At 67.1% G+C, this 16011-nt stretch carries 17 protein-coding genes; 8 read left to right on the top strand and 9 right to left on the bottom strand.

Features of this window, described 5'->3' with window-relative positions; all coding sequences use genetic code 11:
- Positions 1–125: 125 nt before the first annotated feature.
- On the top strand, positions 126–1760 hold the full coding sequence (locus tag C4E04_RS02905; protein WP_109594788.1) for a GGDEF domain-containing phosphodiesterase: 1635 nt from the start codon (positions 126–128) through the stop codon (positions 1758–1760).
- 23 nt (positions 1761–1783) lie between these two features.
- Here C4E04_RS02905 and phaR read toward each other — a convergent pair whose 3' ends face one another.
- Positions 1784–2383 carry a polyhydroxyalkanoate synthesis repressor PhaR gene (gene phaR, locus C4E04_RS02900; protein WP_109594786.1) on the bottom strand — a complete coding sequence of 200 codons (600 nt, stop codon included), beginning with the start codon at positions 2381–2383 and terminating at the stop codon, positions 1784–1786.
- 258 nt (positions 2384–2641) lie between these two features.
- On the opposite strand from phaR, the gene C4E04_RS02895 reads away from it, so the two are divergent.
- The 3 genes from C4E04_RS02895 to C4E04_RS02885 all read left to right on the top strand — a co-directional run bounded on the left by C4E04_RS02895 (position 2642) and on the right by C4E04_RS02885 (position 5961).
- Positions 2642–3820, top strand: a complete 1179-nt coding sequence (locus tag C4E04_RS02895; protein ID WP_109594784.1) for an acetyl-CoA C-acetyltransferase — start codon at positions 2642–2644, stop codon at positions 3818–3820.
- Between the two features lie 162 nt (positions 3821–3982).
- A complete protein-coding gene (gene phbB, locus C4E04_RS02890; RefSeq protein ID WP_109594782.1) occupies positions 3983–4708 on the top strand; it encodes an acetoacetyl-CoA reductase in 726 nt (241 codons plus the stop codon).
- 356 nt (positions 4709–5064) lie between these two features.
- Positions 5065–5961, top strand: coding sequence for a DMT family transporter (locus tag C4E04_RS02885; protein WP_109594780.1), 897 nt, complete (start codon positions 5065–5067; stop codon positions 5959–5961).
- Positions 5962–6047: 86 nt separating this feature from the next.
- Here the strand turns inward: C4E04_RS02885 and C4E04_RS02880 are convergent, their stop codons facing one another.
- A complete protein-coding gene (locus tag C4E04_RS02880; protein ID WP_162559250.1) occupies positions 6048–6800 on the bottom strand; it encodes a GNAT family N-acetyltransferase in 753 nt (250 codons plus the stop codon).
- A gap of 76 nt (positions 6801–6876) precedes the next feature.
- Entirely contained in the window at positions 6877–7644 is a 768-nt protein-coding gene (gloB, locus tag C4E04_RS02875; RefSeq protein ID WP_109594776.1) for a hydroxyacylglutathione hydrolase, read from the bottom strand.
- 117 nt (positions 7645–7761) lie between these two features.
- Here gloB and C4E04_RS02870 point away from each other — a divergent pair, with 117 nt between their 5' ends.
- From C4E04_RS02870 to C4E04_RS02855, 4 genes are all read left to right on the top strand, one after another.
- Entirely contained in the window at positions 7762–8568 is an 807-nt protein-coding gene (locus tag C4E04_RS02870; protein ID WP_109594774.1) for a methyltransferase domain-containing protein, read from the top strand.
- A 102-nt stretch (positions 8569–8670) separates the two neighbouring features.
- Positions 8671–9624, top strand: coding sequence for an acetyl-CoA carboxylase carboxyltransferase subunit alpha (locus tag C4E04_RS02865; RefSeq protein ID WP_109594772.1), 954 nt, complete (start codon positions 8671–8673; stop codon positions 9622–9624).
- Positions 9625–9684: 60 nt separating this feature from the next.
- Positions 9685–10782, top strand: coding sequence for a D-alanine--D-alanine ligase family protein (locus tag C4E04_RS02860; RefSeq protein WP_109594770.1), 1098 nt, complete (start codon positions 9685–9687; stop codon positions 10780–10782).
- A 280-nt stretch (positions 10783–11062) separates the two neighbouring features.
- Positions 11063–12364 (top strand): murein L,D-transpeptidase family protein, encoded by a 1302-nt coding sequence (locus tag C4E04_RS02855; RefSeq protein WP_109594768.1) that lies wholly within the window; start codon positions 11063–11065, stop codon positions 12362–12364.
- A gap of 138 nt (positions 12365–12502) precedes the next feature.
- Here C4E04_RS02855 and C4E04_RS02850 read toward each other — a convergent pair whose 3' ends face one another.
- The 6 genes from C4E04_RS02850 to C4E04_RS02825 all read right to left on the bottom strand — a co-directional run bounded on the left by C4E04_RS02850 (position 12503) and on the right by C4E04_RS02825 (position 15932).
- Positions 12503–12814, bottom strand: coding sequence for a sulfite:cytochrome C oxidoreductase subunit B (locus C4E04_RS02850; RefSeq protein WP_109594766.1), 312 nt, complete (start codon positions 12812–12814; stop codon positions 12503–12505).
- A gap of 14 nt (positions 12815–12828) precedes the next feature.
- Positions 12829–14043 (bottom strand): molybdopterin-dependent oxidoreductase, encoded by a 1215-nt coding sequence (locus C4E04_RS02845; RefSeq protein ID WP_109594765.1) that lies wholly within the window; start codon positions 14041–14043, stop codon positions 12829–12831.
- Between the two features lie 125 nt (positions 14044–14168).
- Positions 14169–14684, bottom strand: a complete 516-nt coding sequence (locus tag C4E04_RS02840) for a hypothetical protein (RefSeq protein WP_162559249.1) — start codon at positions 14682–14684, stop codon at positions 14169–14171.
- Complete coding sequence (locus tag C4E04_RS02835; protein ID WP_109594761.1) at positions 14666–14893, bottom strand: zf-HC2 domain-containing protein; 228 nt, start codon at positions 14891–14893, stop codon at positions 14666–14668. Before C4E04_RS02835 ends, C4E04_RS02840 begins: the two co-directional genes overlap by 19 nt.
- Positions 14893–15339: an RNA polymerase sigma factor gene (locus tag C4E04_RS02830; RefSeq protein WP_245416383.1), complete on the bottom strand. Its 447-nt coding sequence runs from the start codon at positions 15337–15339 to the stop codon at positions 14893–14895. Before C4E04_RS02830 ends, C4E04_RS02835 begins: the two co-directional genes overlap by 1 nt.
- 263 nt (positions 15340–15602) lie before the next feature.
- A complete protein-coding gene (locus C4E04_RS02825; RefSeq protein ID WP_109594757.1) occupies positions 15603–15932 on the bottom strand; it encodes an MmcQ/YjbR family DNA-binding protein in 330 nt (109 codons plus the stop codon).
- Between the last annotated feature and the right edge of the window lie 79 nt (positions 15933–16011).

Here is a 16011-nt window from a genome sequence, read left to right as displayed (position 1 = left end):
ATAACGCCTCCCTTTAGGCTTCGTTAAGCCTCCGGCCCGATCCTGGCCCGTGTTGTCGAGGGCCGTCGAGGGAGCGATTCACGCTGCTCCTCCGTCCTCACGTATTGCGTATCGAGGATCGGGTCATGACACGGAAGCGGCAGGGGCGGACTGGGTTTTTCAAGGGTGCGACCCTGACCCGGCCGACCCACTCCCCGCCTGTCGCCGATCCGCAGGCCGCCCTCGCGGCGCTCCAGGGCACGATCTACGAATGGGACGCGGCCAGCAACGCGCTGGCCTGGGGGCCCAATGCGGCCGAGGTGCTCAACCTTCCGCCCGACGCCCTGCCGCCGACCGGGCAGGCCCTGGCGGGTCTCGTCGAGCCTGGAACTGGCCCGGCCGACCGGGCCGGGGCAATCGCGGCAGCGGGACGCGCCTACGACCTGCGCTATGCCCTGCGCTTCGGTACCGACCGCGTCGTCATGGTGCGGGATGCCGGACGCGCGACCCCGGACGGCCAAGGCGGTGTCAGCGCCGTGCGCGGCTTCCTGCGGATCGAGAAGGCCAGCGAGGACATGCTGCCCGGAGCGGTCGGGCGGCGCTCCGCCCTCCTGGCGCGGCTCAATGCCGACATCGCCGAGGCCCTGCGCTTCTCCCATTCCATCACCCTCATCCTCGGCCGCATCGAGGACGGGGAGGACGGCCCGGCCCCGGAACGGCTCGCCCGCCTTCTCGCACCGATGATGCGCCGGCGCGATCTCCTCACGGCGCTCGGGTCCGACCGCTTCGCCATGGTGCTCGCCTCCTGCGCGGCCTGGGATGCGGCAAGCGCCATGAAGCGCCTTGCAGGGCTCCTGGCCGCCCATGGGCTGCCGGTGAAGCTTGGAGCGGCCTCCGCCCCCGAACATGCCCTCGGGGCCATGGAGCTCCTGCGCCTCGCGGAGCAGGCGCTCGAGACGGCCCTGGCCGGACCGGACGCCACCGTCCTGCACGAGGCACGCCGCCGCGCGCCGCAGCCTGCCCGGCCTGCGCCTGACCCGCTCGACACCGTTCACATCCTGAATGCACGCCGCCTCACCCTGGCCCTGCAGCCGGTCGTGGATGCGCAGACCCGTCGCGCCGTCCTGGCCCATGCGCAGCCCTTCGTGGTGGGCGAGCCCGGCGATCAGGGCGGGCCCCTTGCGCCTGCCCGGCCCCTCAAGGGCGCGAACCTGCCGCTCCTGGTGGATGCGCGCATGCTGGAGCTGGCGGCGGATCACCTGGCCCGGCGACCCGATGCGCGGGTAAGCCTTCCGGTCGCCCCGGCGACCCTGCGGGATGGCGAATGGCTGCCCATGCTGGCCGCCCATCTCGGCGCCCGGCCGGGCATCGAGTCCCGCCTCCTGATCGAGCTGCCCGAATCCGTCCTCCGGCATCCGGGCGTGACCCGGGGACGGCTCGACGCCCTCAAGGCGCTCGGCGTCGGGGTTGTCCTCTCAGGCTTCGGGAGCGGCTACGCGACCCTGGCGCATCTGCGCCACCTGCCCATCGACATTCTGAAGATCGACGGGGTCTTCACGCGGATTCTCTGCGGCTCGACCGAGGACCGGCTCTTCGTGAGGCGCCTCATCGACATTGCCCAGCATCTCGGCATCGCGACCCTGGCGGACGGGGTGGACGACGAAGCGGAGGCGCGCAGGCTCGCCACATGGGGCGTGGATTATCTCCAGGGCACGGTGACGGGCGAGGCCGAGCCCCTGCCGCTCCCGGGTCTCCTGCCGCTGCGGGCCCGGCGCGCCTGAGGCGCCGGCGCAGCCCGTGATCGTTACTTGTGGGAGAGCCGGTCGAGCTTGGCCTGCATCTCGGCCATCTGGCGCTTCAGGTCCTGAAGCTCGGCGGAGCCTTCCTCGCCGGCCTCGGTTTTCGGCCGGGCCGCGCCTCCGTCCCGCTGGGCGAAGGGTGAGAACATGCGCATGGCTTCGGAGAAGAAGGTCATGTTCTTGCGGACCTGCTCCTCCATGGTCTGGAACGCCGAGGGACCGAAGGCCTGGGTCATCTGCTCGCGCAGCTTCTTCTGCTCGCGCGAGAGGTTCTCCATGGAGAATTCGAGGTAGCTGGGCACGAGGGATTGCAGGCTGTCCCCATAGAAGCCGATCAGCTGGCGCAGGACCGTGACGGGCAGAAGGTTCTGCCCCTCCTTATTCTCCTGCTCGAAGATGATCTGCGTCAGCACCGAGCGGGTGATGTCCTCGCCGGTCTTGGCATCGAAGACCACGAAATCCTCGCCCTGCCGGACCATTCCGGCCAGATCCTCGAGGGTCACATAGGTGGAGGTGCCGGTGTGGTAGAGACGTCGGTTGGCGTATTTCTTGATGACAGTGGGCTGCTTGTCCGTCTGTGTCTCGGTCTGCTTGTCCGTCGCCATGGAACCCGATACGTCCTGCTTGAATGCGAAACCGGCGCGCCGGCGCCCCGGCCCCGCGCGAGCCGGGCCGTCGGCATCAAGCTATAGGCAATCCGCCGTGCGATCAAAGCCCTAAAAGTCTAAGGGCGTACCCCAGCCCCGCCCCTATATACCGGAATATTCGGAGCCCCCGGCGAGCGTCGGCGCTTGACTTCCCTTCGTCCGGCGCTTTGATCGAACGTCAAGAGGCGGCTCGCCTCAACCGCACAGGAGATCGGAATGGCCCGGGACAACATCGTCATCGTCGGCGCGACACGCACGGCCGTCGGCTCGTTCAACGGCGCGTTCGGCAACACCCCTGCCCACGAGCTGGGCGCCGTGGCGATCAAGGCCGCCCTCGAGCGCGCCAAGGTGGAGGCCGCAGAGGTCGACGAGGTGATCCTCGGCCAGATCCTCACGGCCGGACAGGGCCAGAACCCGGCCCGTCAGGCCGCCATGGCGGCCGGGATCCCGCAGGAGAAGACGGCCTGGGGGCTCAACCAGCTCTGCGGCTCGGGCCTGCGCACGGTCGCCATCGGCCTTCAGCAGATCGCCAACGGCGACGCCAGCATCATCGTGGCCGGCGGCCAGGAATCCATGTCCCAGGCGCCCCATGCGGCCCATATGCGCAGCGGCACCAAGATGGGCGATTTCAAGCTCATCGACACCATGCTCAAGGACGGCCTGATGGACGCCTTCCACGGCTACCACATGGGCAATACCGCCGAGAACGTGGCCCAGCGTTGGCAGCTCACCCGCGAGGAGCAGGACCAGTTCGCGGTCGCGTCCCAGAACAAGGCCGAAGCCGCCCAGAAGGCCGGGCGCTTCAAGGACGAGATCACGCCGGTCACCATCTCGACCCGCAAGGGCGACATCGTGGTGGACCAGGACGAGTACATCCGCCCCGGCACCACCATCGAGGCCATCGCGAAGCTGAAGCCCGCCTTTTCCAAGGACGGCACGGTGACGGCCGGCAACGCCTCCGGCATCAATGACGGCGCCGCCGCCATCGTCCTCATGACCGAGGCCGAGGCCGAGCGCCGCGGCCTGACGCCTCTGGCGCGCATCGCCTCCTGGGCCACTGCGGGCGTCGACCCGGCGATCATGGGTACGGGCCCGATCCCGTCCTCCCGCAAGGCCCTGGAGAAGGCCGGCTGGAAGGTCTCGGATCTCGACCTGGTCGAGGCCAACGAGGCCTTCGCGGCCCAGGCGCTTGCGGTCAACAAGGACATGGGCTGGGATCCATCCATCGTGAACGTTAATGGCGGCGCCATCGCGATCGGCCACCCCATCGGCGCCTCGGGCGGGCGCGTCCTCGTCACGCTGCTGCACGAAATGGGCCGCCGCACCGCCAAGAAGGGCCTCGCGACCCTGTGCATCGGCGGCGGCATGGGCATCGCCATGTGCCTGGAGCGCTGAGCGGCGTCGGTCCGGAGCCATCCCAAAGAATGGGGCGCCCCTCCTAGGCTCTGCCCATTGTCCTAAGTTATGCTCCATGACGGCCCGCTCGATCGGGCCGTCACAAGAGACGGGCTTCGACGAGGGCACCGTCCCGGAACGGCTTATGGGAAGGAGACGAGGATGGCGCGCGTCACGCTGGTCACGGGAGGAACCCGTGGCATCGGAGCTGCGATTTCACGGAAGCTGAAGGAGGCCGGCTACAAGGTCGTTGCCAATTATCACGGCAATGACGAAGCCGCGAGCCGGTTCAAGACCGAGACGGGGATCCCCGTCTACAAGTTCGACGTGTCCGATCCGGCCGCCTGCGAGGCCGGCATCCGCACCATCGAGTCCGAGTTCGGCCCTATAGAAGTTCTCGTGAACAATGCGGGCATCACCCGGGACGGGATGTTCCACCGCATGACCTTCGAGCAATGGTCTGCGGTGATCCGCACCAACCTCGATTCCATGTTCACCTGCACCCGCCCGGTCATCGAGGGCATGCGCGAGCGGGGCTTCGGGCGCATCATCCTGATTTCGTCCATCAACGGGCAGAAGGGCCAGATGGGCCAGGCGAACTACTCGGCCGCCAAGGCCGGCGTCATCGGCTTCGCCAAGGCGCTCGCCCTGGAGAATGCCAACAGGGGCATCACCGTCAACGTCATCGCGCCGGGCTACATCGCCACCGAGATGGTCCAGGCCGTGCCTGAAGAAGTCCTCAAGTCCAAGATCCTGCCGCTCATCCCCGTCGGGCGCCTGGGCGAGGCCGACGAGATCGCGCGCAGCGTTCTCTTCCTGGCCGGAGACGAGGCGGGCTTCATCACCGGCTCGACGCTCACGGTGAACGGCGGGCAATATATGGCCTGAGGAAACAGGGACACGAAGACCGCCCCTCCCCTGCCATTCCGGGACGGCCTTAGGCGCCCCGGAATGACGGGAAGAGGTCACACGCCGGCGACTTGGCTCGACCTACTCCCCTCCCCCTTGTGGGGAGGGCCAGGGTGGGGGTGTCGGCGCTACGTTTTGAAAGTCCAGCGCTCACCCCCCTCTCCAACTCTCCCCCACAAGGGGGGAGAGAGCAGGTGGCGCTTCCCGCGAACGCACGAGATCCGTAGCCAGCAGAGAAAGTGCGCCCCCTCCCCGTCACCCAAGTCCGAACCCAAACCACTGCCGCACAAACGAAAGCTCTCCCCAGACGAAACTCTTTCGGCTATGCGGGCGGAATGACGACGCGCACCGCCACCTCGATCGGCTTCACGGCCATCCTCCTCTGGTCTCTCCTGGCCCTGCTGACGGTATTGACGGGGGAGATTCCCTCGTATCAGTCCGCGGTCCCGACATTTCAGCTCCTGGCGATGACCTTTCTCATCGGAGGACTTATCGGCATGGCGAACTGGCTGAAGCGGCCTGCCGGTCTCAAGTCGCTGCGTCAAAAGCCGGTTGTTTGGGTTCTCGGCCTTGGCGGGCTGTTCGGCTATCACGCCCTTTACATAGCCGCCTTGCGTCTTGCCCCGGCGGCGCCGGCGGAGGTCGGGTTGCTCAATTACCTCTGGCCGCTCCTGATCGTGCTGTTCTCATCGCTGTTGCCGGGCGAGTATCTGAAACGGGCCCATATCGCAGGAGCGCTGCTCGGTTTCACGGGAGTCGTGGTGCTTCTCGCCGGACGAGACACGCTCGAGGTGCGCACCGAGTATCTGATTGGTTATGGCTGCGCTGTCGTCGCTGCCTTCGTCTGGGCAGGTTATTCGGTTCTGTCCCGGCGTTTCGGTCAAGTGCCCACAAGCGCAGTGGCGGGCTTCTGCCTCGCCACCGCGCTTCTGAGCTTCCTCTGTCACATCCTCTTCGAAGTGACCGTCTGGCCTCTGACATTGCAGCAATGGCTGGCGATCCTGGCCCTCGGCGTCGGCCCCCTGGGAGGGGCGTTTTACGTCTGGGACATCGGCATGAAGCACGGGGATATCCGTCTCCTGGGCATCGCATCCTATGCTGCGCCCGTCCTGTCGACCCTGCTGCTCGTCATGCTTGGATATGACAAGCCGACGCTCGCCCTCGCCATCGCGTGCGGGCTCATCGTCATCGGCGCGCTCGTCGCCACCGTCACGCCTAAGTCTCGGTCGTGAGTTCACACTCACGCCCGAAGCTTGAAGTTACTGATTTTTGAGCATCTTTTCACGCAAAACCGGTTCCCGCTTTTGCGCCCGATGCTCTAGGCGCCGCCCGGCATGACCCGGTGGGTGTAGCGGTAGGCAGGCGTGAAGCCGAAGGCCCGGTAGAGGGACAGGGCGATCTCGTTCTCTTCGCGCACCTGGAGATAGGCCGTGTGCGCGCCCTCGCGGCAGCCCCAGGCCATGAGGCTCGCGACGACCCGCCGCCCGAGCCCGATGCCGCGCAGGTCCGGCGCCACGACGATGTCGTAGAGCCCCACATAGCCGCGCTCCACCACGCCCAGCCCCCAAGCCACGGGCCGCTCGTCGAGGCTCAAGGTCGCGAAGGCGGCTTTCTGCCGGATGCGGGAGACGATCTCGATCAGGGTGGTGTCGTCCGCCTTGTCGCCCCCATAGGACTGGGCGGCCTCGCGCACCCACCGCTTCGAGACCTGGGACTCGATCGCCACCTCCGGATCGGGCTCGCAATCCCCGTTCACCGGCGCGGTGAGCACGAAGGTCGGCTCGATCTCCAGGAAGCCGCGCGCCTTGAGCGTGCCGTCGACCGCCGGATCCTGCAGGCCCGTGAGCCGGAAGGTCGGCCGCACGTTGGCGTCGAGGAAGCGCAGGATCATGTAGTCGATCAGCTCGTCGTCGAGGCGGGCTCCGGGCATGAACGGCGTCGCCGAATTGGCGCGCTTGCTGTAGCCGTTGGCGAGACGCAGGATCCACCCCTCATAGGCCTGGTAGTCGAAGGCCGGCCAGGCATTCATGAGGCGGCTCTCAAGGGCGAGGATGTGGTCGTGGTCGCTCATGGTATCGCGTTCTCCCGGCCCGCAGACCGATGACGGACTGAAGCATCGTCGAGAGGATCCGCCGGCCCGTCGGCCGTCAGAACCTGTTCTTCCATTCGCGCAGCGCCCGGAACACCTCGGCGGGGGCTGCCCCCTCCTGGCCTGCCGCCCGTGCCACATCAGGCTCACCCGCCCGCAGGAAGGGATTCGTGGCCTTCTCGTCGCCGAGGGTGGAGGGGATCAGGAAACGCCCCTCCGCCTTGGCCTTCTCGGCCTCGGCCATGCGCCGCTTGAGCGCCGCGTTGTCGGGCTCGACCGCCAGCGCGAAGCGGCCGTTCGAGAGGGTATAGTCGTGACCGCTATAGATGCGGGTATCGTCCGGCAGGGCCGCGATGCGCTGGAGCGAGGCCCAGAAAGTGGGGTAATCCCCCTCCAGAAGCCGGCCGCAGCCGAGGGTGAAGATCGTGTCGCCGGCAAACAGGACCCGGTCGGCCGCGAACCAGTAGGAGATGTGGTCGTTGCAATGGCCGGGCGTCTCCCACACGTCGGCGCGCAACTCGCCCACCTGCACGAAATCGCCCTCCTGCACCAGCCTGTCGGCCTGCGGCACCGCACCTTTCGCCTTGAGGGGCGCGACGACCCGGCAGCCGAAACGTTCCTTGAGCGGCGCCACCGCCTCCACGTGGTCCCCATGCCGGTGCGTGATGAGGATGTCCGACAGGGACCAGCCGGTCTCGGAGAGCGCCTTGAGGATCGGGCCCTCTTCGGGGGCATCGATGGCGGCGCAGGCGCCCGACTTGGGATCGTGGACGAGGGCACCGATATTGTCCTCGCGACAGAGGAAGACGTGGATCTGAGCGGACATGAAACGACCTTGGCTTGATGGATCACCGGTTATCATGGGACAGTCCGGAAAGGAAACCAGCCCCGGACCGCGCGGGAACTCAGGACGGCTCGACGGAAGAGAACCGACGGACGGCGCATGAGCATCGACATCACGGACCTGCGCAGCTTCTATGCGAGCCCCCTCGGGGGCGTCGCCCGCCGCTTCGTCGGACGGGCGATCGGCCGTTTCTGGGGGCCGCTCACGGGCCTGCGTGTGCTCGGGCTCGGCTATGCGGCCCCGTACCTGACCGCGGTTCGCGTCGAAAGCGAGCGGACCTTGGCGTTCATGCCGGCGAGCCAGGGGGTGGTGAACTGGCCGGCCACGGGCCCCTCCGCCTCGGCCCTCGTCGATCCGCTGATCATGCCCCTGCCGGACGCCTCCATTGACCGGGTGCTCGTGATCCACGCCCTGGAGACGGTGGAAAGCCCCACCGAGCTTCTTCACGAGATCTGGCGGATCCTGACCCCGGGCGGGCGCATCATCGTGGTGGCGCCGAACCGACGCGGGCTCTGGGCCCGCATGGATACGACCCCGTTCGGCCACGGCCAGCCCTATAGCCGCTCCCAGCTCAAGAGCCTCATGCGCCAGACCTGGTTCTCGCCGGAGGGCTGGGCCGAGACCCTCTACGTGCCCCCCTTGCGCAACCGCTTCCTCCTGCAGACGGCCCAGGCCTGGGAGCAGATCGGCATCGGCTTCTCGCTGCCCTTCGCGGGCCTGCACATCGTGGAGGCGACGAAGCAGCTCTACCGGCCGGGCGCGGTCCGCGCCGTACGCCGCTCGGCCCGGCTCGCCCCGGTCTTCGTGCCGGCTCCCGCGCCCGCCTCACGAACCCGGCTCGCACCTGAAGATCGGGGACGGATTCTCCCACTGGAGCCCGGCCCGCACGGCCCCGGCTGGGGGTGAAAACGGGCTTTGCCTTGACTTGAGGCCGGCAAATCGCCAGTGTCCGCGCGACCCGGCGGGGCCGCGAAGGTCGGCGCCGGTTTTTCATTTTCATAGAGTCTGATGCGCAGTTATCTCGATTTCGAAAAGCCGGTCGCCGAGCTGGAGGCCAAGGTCGAAGAGCTCAGGGCCCTCGGCGAGAACCGGGATGCCGTCTCGATTTCCGACGACATCAACCGCCTGGAGGCCAAGGCCGCGGAGGCCCTGAAGGACCTCTATGCCAAGCTCACGCCCTGGCAAAAGACCCTGGTCGCCCGCCATCCCCAGCGCCCGCATTTCGTCGATTACTGCGCGGGCCTCATCACGGATTTCACGCCCCTCGCGGGCGACCGCAAATTCGCCGAGGACGAGGCCATCGTCGGCGGCTTCGGCCGCTTCCGGGGCGAGCCGGTCTGCGTGCTGGGGCAGGAAAAAGGTTACAACACCGAAACCCGCATCCGGCACAATTTCGGCATGGCCCGGCCCGAGGGGTACCGCAAGGCCGTGCGTCTGATGGAGATGGCGGACCGCTTCGGCCTGCCGGTACTCTCCTTCGTGGACACCGCCGGCGCCTATCCGGGCATCGAGGCGGAAGAACGCGGCCAGGCGGAGGCGATCGCCCGCTCCACCGAGGCCCAGCTCGGCCTTGGCGTTCCGAACGTCTCGCTGGTGATCGGCGAAGGCGGATCCGGCGGCGCCATCGCGATTGCGACCGCCAACAAGGTCCTCATGATGGAGCACGCGATCTACAGCGTGATCTCGCCCGAGGGCGCGGCCTCGATCCTCTGGCGCGACGCCGCCCGGGCGCAGGACGCAGCCACCAACATGAAGATCACGGCCCAGGACCTCCTGCGCCTCGGCATCATCGACGGGATCGTCACCGAGCCTACGGGCGGCGCCCATCGGGACCCGGAGGCCGCCATCGCGGCGGCCGGCACGGCTATCGAGGAAGCGCTCCAGGACCTCAACAACATGGGCCCGGCGGAGCTGCGCGATCACCGCGCGGACAAATTCCTTAATATCGGCCGGAAGTTGTAAGCGGCCTTAACGGGCCCTCAACCTCTCCGGCCCATCCTGAAACCGGCCGGAGGATGGACGATGACTCATACGCGCAGAACCGTCGGGCTCATGTTCGGCGGATGCTCGGCAGAGCATGACGTCTCCCGGATGTCGGCCGCCAACGTGCTGCGCGCCCTGGATCCTGCGAAATACGACATCGTGCCCATCGGGATCCGCCGGGACGGGCGATGGTTCCTCGGCAACTCCGCCCCGCCGGACGCGAAATCCCTCGAAATCCCCTCCGGCGCCCCTGAAGTCGTGCTTCCGCCCGGCCGCAACGGCGAGCTCGTTGCCCTGAGCGGCGGGACCGGCCCCATCCGTCTCGACATCGCAATCCCGGTCCTGCATGGGCCGAACGGGGAAGACGGCTCCGTCCAGGGATTGCTGGAACTCGCGAACCTCGCCTATGTGGGCTCGGGCGTCATGGGCTCGGCAGCCTGCATGGACAAGGACGTCGCCAAGCGCCTGCTGCGCGACGCTGACCTGCCCATCGTCCCGTTCCTGACCATAACCCGACAGAACCGGGTGGATTACGAGGCTGCCGCCAAAGCGCTCGGCACCACGGACCTCTTCGTCAAGCCGGCCAATATGGGCTCGTCGGTGGGCGTGTCCCCTGCCCGCTCGGCGGAGGATTTCGTCCGGGCCTGCGACCTGGCCTTCGGCCACGACACCAAGATCCTCGTAGAAAGAAGCGTCTCGGGAGCGCGGGAGATCGAATGCTCCGTCCTGGAGGAGGCCTCCGGCACGCTGCGCGCCTCCCCGCTCGGCGAGATCGCTCCGGCGCAATCCCACGGCTTCTACAGCTACACCGCCAAATACGAGGATGCGGCGGGCGCCGACCTTCGCATCCCGGCAGCTCTCGACCGGGCCCTCTCCGACCGCATCCGGGACCTCGCCCTCGCGGCCTTCCGCGTGCTCGGCTGTGAAAGCCTGGCGCGGGTCGACTTCTTCGTCGACCCGGAGGATCCGGCGGGCGTTTACATCAACGAGATCAACACCCTGCCGGGTTTTACGGCGATCAGCATGTATCCCAAGCTGTGGGAGGCCGCAGGCCTGACCCAGCGTGACCTGATGGATGCCCTGATCGGCCATGCCCTGTCCCGGCACGACCGGAAACGGGCCCGGGAAAGCGCCTGACGATCCGTGGCAATTTCGAGCAGTGGACAGCTTGCCGGACCGGGAAGCGTGACTGTCGGGCGAACCCAGACCGCCCGCCATCTCGCTGATATTGCTAAGCTTTCCGCAAAATTCCCCGCCCGCTGGTGCGACCTCCCGACACCATTCCCTTAGGGCTTCGTTCAGTATAACTCCGTTACGGTACCGCTTGCGGTAAGCCTGAGTTAAGGCTAACAATCTAGGCCTATCGGGGAACTGTCCGGAAGACCGTCCGGACAGATCAAAAAATGCGGGGTCCCCTATGATGAAGCGTATCGCATTGGCCGCGAGCCTGACGCTCGCGCTTGCCGCCTGCCAGGATGACGGCTTCTCCCGAAGCTCCACGCGCCACCTGACGCCGATTCCGGCCGCCACCATGGCGCTCATGTCGAGCAAGGGGATGTCCAAGACCGACCCCATCCTGATCCGAGCCTACAAGAAGGAATCGGAGATGGAGATCTGGAAGCGCGGCTCCGACGGACGCTACGCGCTCCTCAAGACCTATCCGGTCTGCCGCTGGTCGGGCCAGCTCGGCCCCAAGACCCGGGAGGGCGACCGCCAGGTGCCGGAGGGCTTCTACACGGTCTCGCCGTCGCAGATGAACCCGAACTCCGCCTATTACCTGTCCTTCGACACGGGCTATCCGAACGCCTTCGACCGCTCCCTCGGCCGTAACGGCGGAGACATCATGGTGCACGGCTCCTGCTCGTCGCGGGGCTGCTTCGCCATGACCGACGAGAATATTGCGGAGATCTACGCCATCGCGCGCGAGTCCTTCGCCAGCGGCCAGCGGGCCTTCCAGTTCCAGTCCTACCCGTTCCGGATGACGGCCAAGAACCTCGCCCAGCACCGGCTCGATCCGAATATCGGCTTCTGGAAGAACCTGAAGGAAGGCTCGGATTATTTCGAGATCACCAAGGAAGAGCCCCGAGTGGCCGTGGCCGGCGGGCGCTACCAGTTCAACGCTTCGGAGGCCGCAATCGCTTCGGCCATGGCGGCCAAGCGCCAGAAGGACGAGCAGGAGGTCGCGGAACTCGTCGCCCATGGCGAGAAGCCCGTGAAGCTCGTCTACCATGACGGCGATTCGCACGAATCCTTCCGCACCGCCCTGGCGGACGCGATGGGCTCCGACGGATCCCTGGTGGTCGATTCCCGGATGCGCAACAAGTTCGGCGCCGTGAGCCGGCCGGAAGGCCTCTCGTCCGGCCCGCAGCAGATCGTTCTCGACGAGACTGGCAAGGCGAAGCCCGAGCTGCCCTCGACGGCCCTCGCCTTCGCGTCGCTCGATCAGTCTCCTGCCGCGCCGGCCAAGGCCGCGCCTGCCGAGAAGCCTGCTGCTCCCGCCGCGAAGGTTGCGGCCGCCGCTCCGGCGCCCGCGGGCGCTCCTGGCGAGACGCCCTTCTACAAGAAGATGTTCAACGGCATCGGCGACCTGTTCGGCTCGTCTGCGGCCCAGCCGACGACGGATGTGGCCCAGGCGGCCCCTGCCCAACCGGGCGCCGTGCAGAGGCCGGTCAGCGCGGCGGCGCCGCGCAAGGCGCATGCGGTCGCCGTGGCGAACTGACGGCTGCTGAGACTTCGATTCCGCGCGACCGCGCCGGAATCCCGAGCCAGAGGATTCCCCAGCGGAATGAAGACCGCCTGGGGAAGTTCCTACCTGAAGGTCCGGGCAGATCTCACGATCTGTCCGGACCTTTTTGTATCAATACGTCTGTGCGAGATAGTCGCTGATGGTCTTCGCATCGGCCTCGTCGATGGGAGCACGGTAGGTCTTGATCATCTTGGTGACCTCGGCCTCCCAGAACGCCTTGCCCTTCTTGGGCGGCTGCATGGCGATGTAGTCCGCCGAATGGCAGGCCGTGCAATTGTTCTGGGCCACATCGACTCCAGGGCCGGGCTTCAAGGTCGCGGTTTCCTCGGGCAGCTCATAGGTGAGCGGTTTCGCCACCACGATGCCGGCCGATGCCGCGAAGGCTCCGCCGAGCATGGCGGCGACAAGGATCTTTCTGGCCATGGTTCTGCCCCCTCTCATGCCGCTTTCACGCGGATCGTCTCGACGACATTGCGCATGTAGCCGGCCGGATTCCAAAGAGGCTCCATCGGCTGCGTCTGCCCGATGCGGTTGATCGCCCGTACCTTGAGGTCGTGCGTGCCGGCCGGCAGCCTGATCGTCGCCTGCCATTCCCGGAACGAATAGCGCCCGAGATCCTGGCCGAGCCGTGCCGCGGTCCAGGTCTTGCCGCCGTCGCTGGAGAGGACCACGTCGGTGATGCCGTATCCTCCGTCGAACGCGATCCCGCGGACGAGCGTATCGGCGCCGGCCTTCACGTCGGCGCCGTCGGTGAGGCTGGTGATGAAGGAGCGCACGTCGAAACGGTTGATCGGCACGGTCGCCGACGGCGCCTTGCCGGGTTCGACACAGGCGCAGGCATTGTCCGGAATCCGGTAGGCGGACTTCATCCAGAATCCGTCATAGACGCTGTCGATGACGGTGATCTCGCTGAGATGCTTGACCCAGTAGGTCCCGTAATAGCCCGGCACCACGAGGCGGATCGGGAAGCCGTTGAGCCAGGGCAGGTCCTCGCCGTTCATCGCATAGGCGATCATGACCTCGCCGTCCCGCGCGTGATCGATGTCGAGCGCCTTGACGAAGTCCGGCGTCTCCGGGACGACCGGCCCGTCGAGACCGTTGAAGGTCACCTGGCGCGCCCCCGCCTGCACGCCGGCCTTGTCGAGCACAGCCTTGAGGGGCACGCCCTTCCAGCGCGCATTGCCCATGGCGCCATTGGCAAGCTGGCCGCCGGCGACTCGCGGCTCCACGAGGCCACGGCTGTTGCCCGAGCACTGGTTCACTGCGACGATCTCGACCGCATCCATGGCCTTGAGGTCGGCCAGAGAAAGGGAGAGCGACTTCTCCACCTTGCCCTTGATCTCGAGCCGGTAGGTTTCCGGATCGATCGAGAGCGGAATATCCGCGAGGTGGTAACGGACGAAGAAGGCGTCATTCGGCGTGATGACGCCCTCATTGAAAACCGAGAACGGAGTCTCGAGCTGCGGAGGCCGCGCGGTCATCTGGATCAGCGGCCGCTTGCCGGGATATTTGACGAGGGGCCGCTCGCCATTCCCAAAGGGGAGTGTGACCATATCGGCGGCCAGGGCCTTGAGCGATCCGGTCAGCGTGCTGCCGCCGAGGGCGAGCATTCCGGCTCCCGCCCGCCTGAGAAGTTCCCGTCTGTCGAGCATGAGCGCTCCCCTCCCTTGTCGTTGTTGCGCAACCCGCCTCCGGAGTACCGGCCGACGGGTGCCTTGAGAGAAGAGACGCGCGAGGCCGCCCGTTTATTCGGTCGGCCGCGAAAAAATCTTGGCGGTCAGCCCGCGCAAGGCGCGCCCCGTTCGGCACTCTGGCCCAAGGCGATGCGCACCTGGCCCGGATCGGCCCGGTGCGTGAGCCTCTCCAGAGCATCGGAGAGCGCGGCCAGGCGGGCATCGTCCATGCCGTGGGTCAGGAGCAGGAAGCCCGTTTCGTCGACCTCCCAACCGACGATCCGGATGCCGTTCTCGCGCCTGTCCGCACCCTGCCGCGGCATGTCGGCCGAGCGGCCGATCCAGAGCCCGACGCGGCACCCATGCGGACCCTGATATCCGAGAAGAAATCCACGGCCGGAACGTTCGTCCGGGATCGCACGGACAAGCTCGAGATGCGCGGCTCCCAGATCGGGCGGAGCCCCGTGCCAGGCTGCGACCTCGACATGGCTCGATACGGGAACGCCCGCCGGCTCGGTTCCGGCGAGCCAGCTGCGATAGAGCTCGACCGGCCTCTCCCCATCGCCGAACGTAAAGGAACCGGTCATCGGCCCCATGACCGTCAGGGACAGGGCCGCCACGACGGCCAATGCCCCCAGACGAGCCGGGAGGAGCGAGCGGCGTGCGCAGGCCGTCTCTCGTGCAGCGCCTGCGCCGTGGCGGACTTCAGGCGGGACAGGGTCGCGATCCGGGCCCGCAGCTCCGGATCCTGCGCCGCACGTTCGGCCATCGCCTCGGCCTCCTCCGGCGAGAGTTCGCCATCCACATAGGCGTTGATCGCCTCCCACATCAGCGGGTCTCCCGGTCGGGGTTTTGGGCCGGATCGGCCGCGATGGCCGCCAACATGCGCGAACGCGCGCGGGACAGGCGGCTCATGACCGTGCCGGTCGGCACCCCCATGATGGCGGCCGCCTCCCGGTAGGTCCGGCCCTCGAGATCGACCAGCATCAGCACCTGCCGGTCGGTCGGGCAAAGGGCGGACAACGCCTGTTTCACGGCGAGGGTCGTAATCATGTCATCGCGAAACGACCCCGGGGCCTCATCTTCCGGCCCGGTTTCCGCAAGGTCCCTCACGGCGCGCCGGCGGGTCTGGTCGATCCAGACATTGCGGATGATCGTGAACAGCCATGCCAGGGCGGCCTTCTCGTCGGACGGGCTTTCGCGGGACGACAACGCCCGAAGGGCCGATTGCTGCATCAGGTCACGCGCCGTGTCCGGCTCGCGCGTCAGCTTCAGGGCATATCCCAGAAGACGGGGCCAGGCCGAGACGAGAAAGGTATCGATCGAGCGGGGCAGGACGTTGCGACCTCCATTCCGTCCAGACTAGAGCATCGTGCGGAAAAGTGGACCCGGTTTTCCGCCCCGAACGATGCTCCAGCCCAGAGAAGAAGCATCGGATTGATCCCAAAAGTGGGTCCACTTTTGGGTCCGATGCTGTAGAGCATTCTCACGCGATGTGGGAACCGGTTCACGGACCGAAAATGCAGGACGCCCCGGGCTCACAGCCGAGCATGGAGGCGCCTGGGCGCCACATTCCGCCAGGCGGCCGCAAGGGCGCTTCTCAGGCCTGCCTCGTCGCTCTCCGCCAGCATGACGTTCGTCCAGCCCTTGAGACCCCAGCCTCCCGGCACAGCCGCGAAGACCGCGGGCTCGCTTTCCACGAGCATCCGCTGGTGGTCCGGCTCGAGCCTGACGACGGCGCGCTTCTCGTCCGGCCACAGGGTCGCGAAAACCTTTCCGCCGACACGAAAATCCGGATGGTTCATGTGCATGCCCTCGACCGTTTCCGGAAGCGCGAGGGCAAGGCGGCGGACATCATCAGGGGTCATGCGGCTTCTCGCGTGCTGAAGCCGTCAGCTTCTCCACGGTCACCCTGTGACGCAAGCCCTTATGCCGGACCACGGGTAC

This window comes from Microvirga sp. 17 mud 1-3 (assembly GCF_003151255.1).
Lineage (GTDB): Bacteria > Pseudomonadota > Alphaproteobacteria > Rhizobiales > Beijerinckiaceae > Microvirga.
Note: the sequence above shows the minus strand (reverse complement) of the source record. Positions and strands in the feature narration are given on the sequence as shown.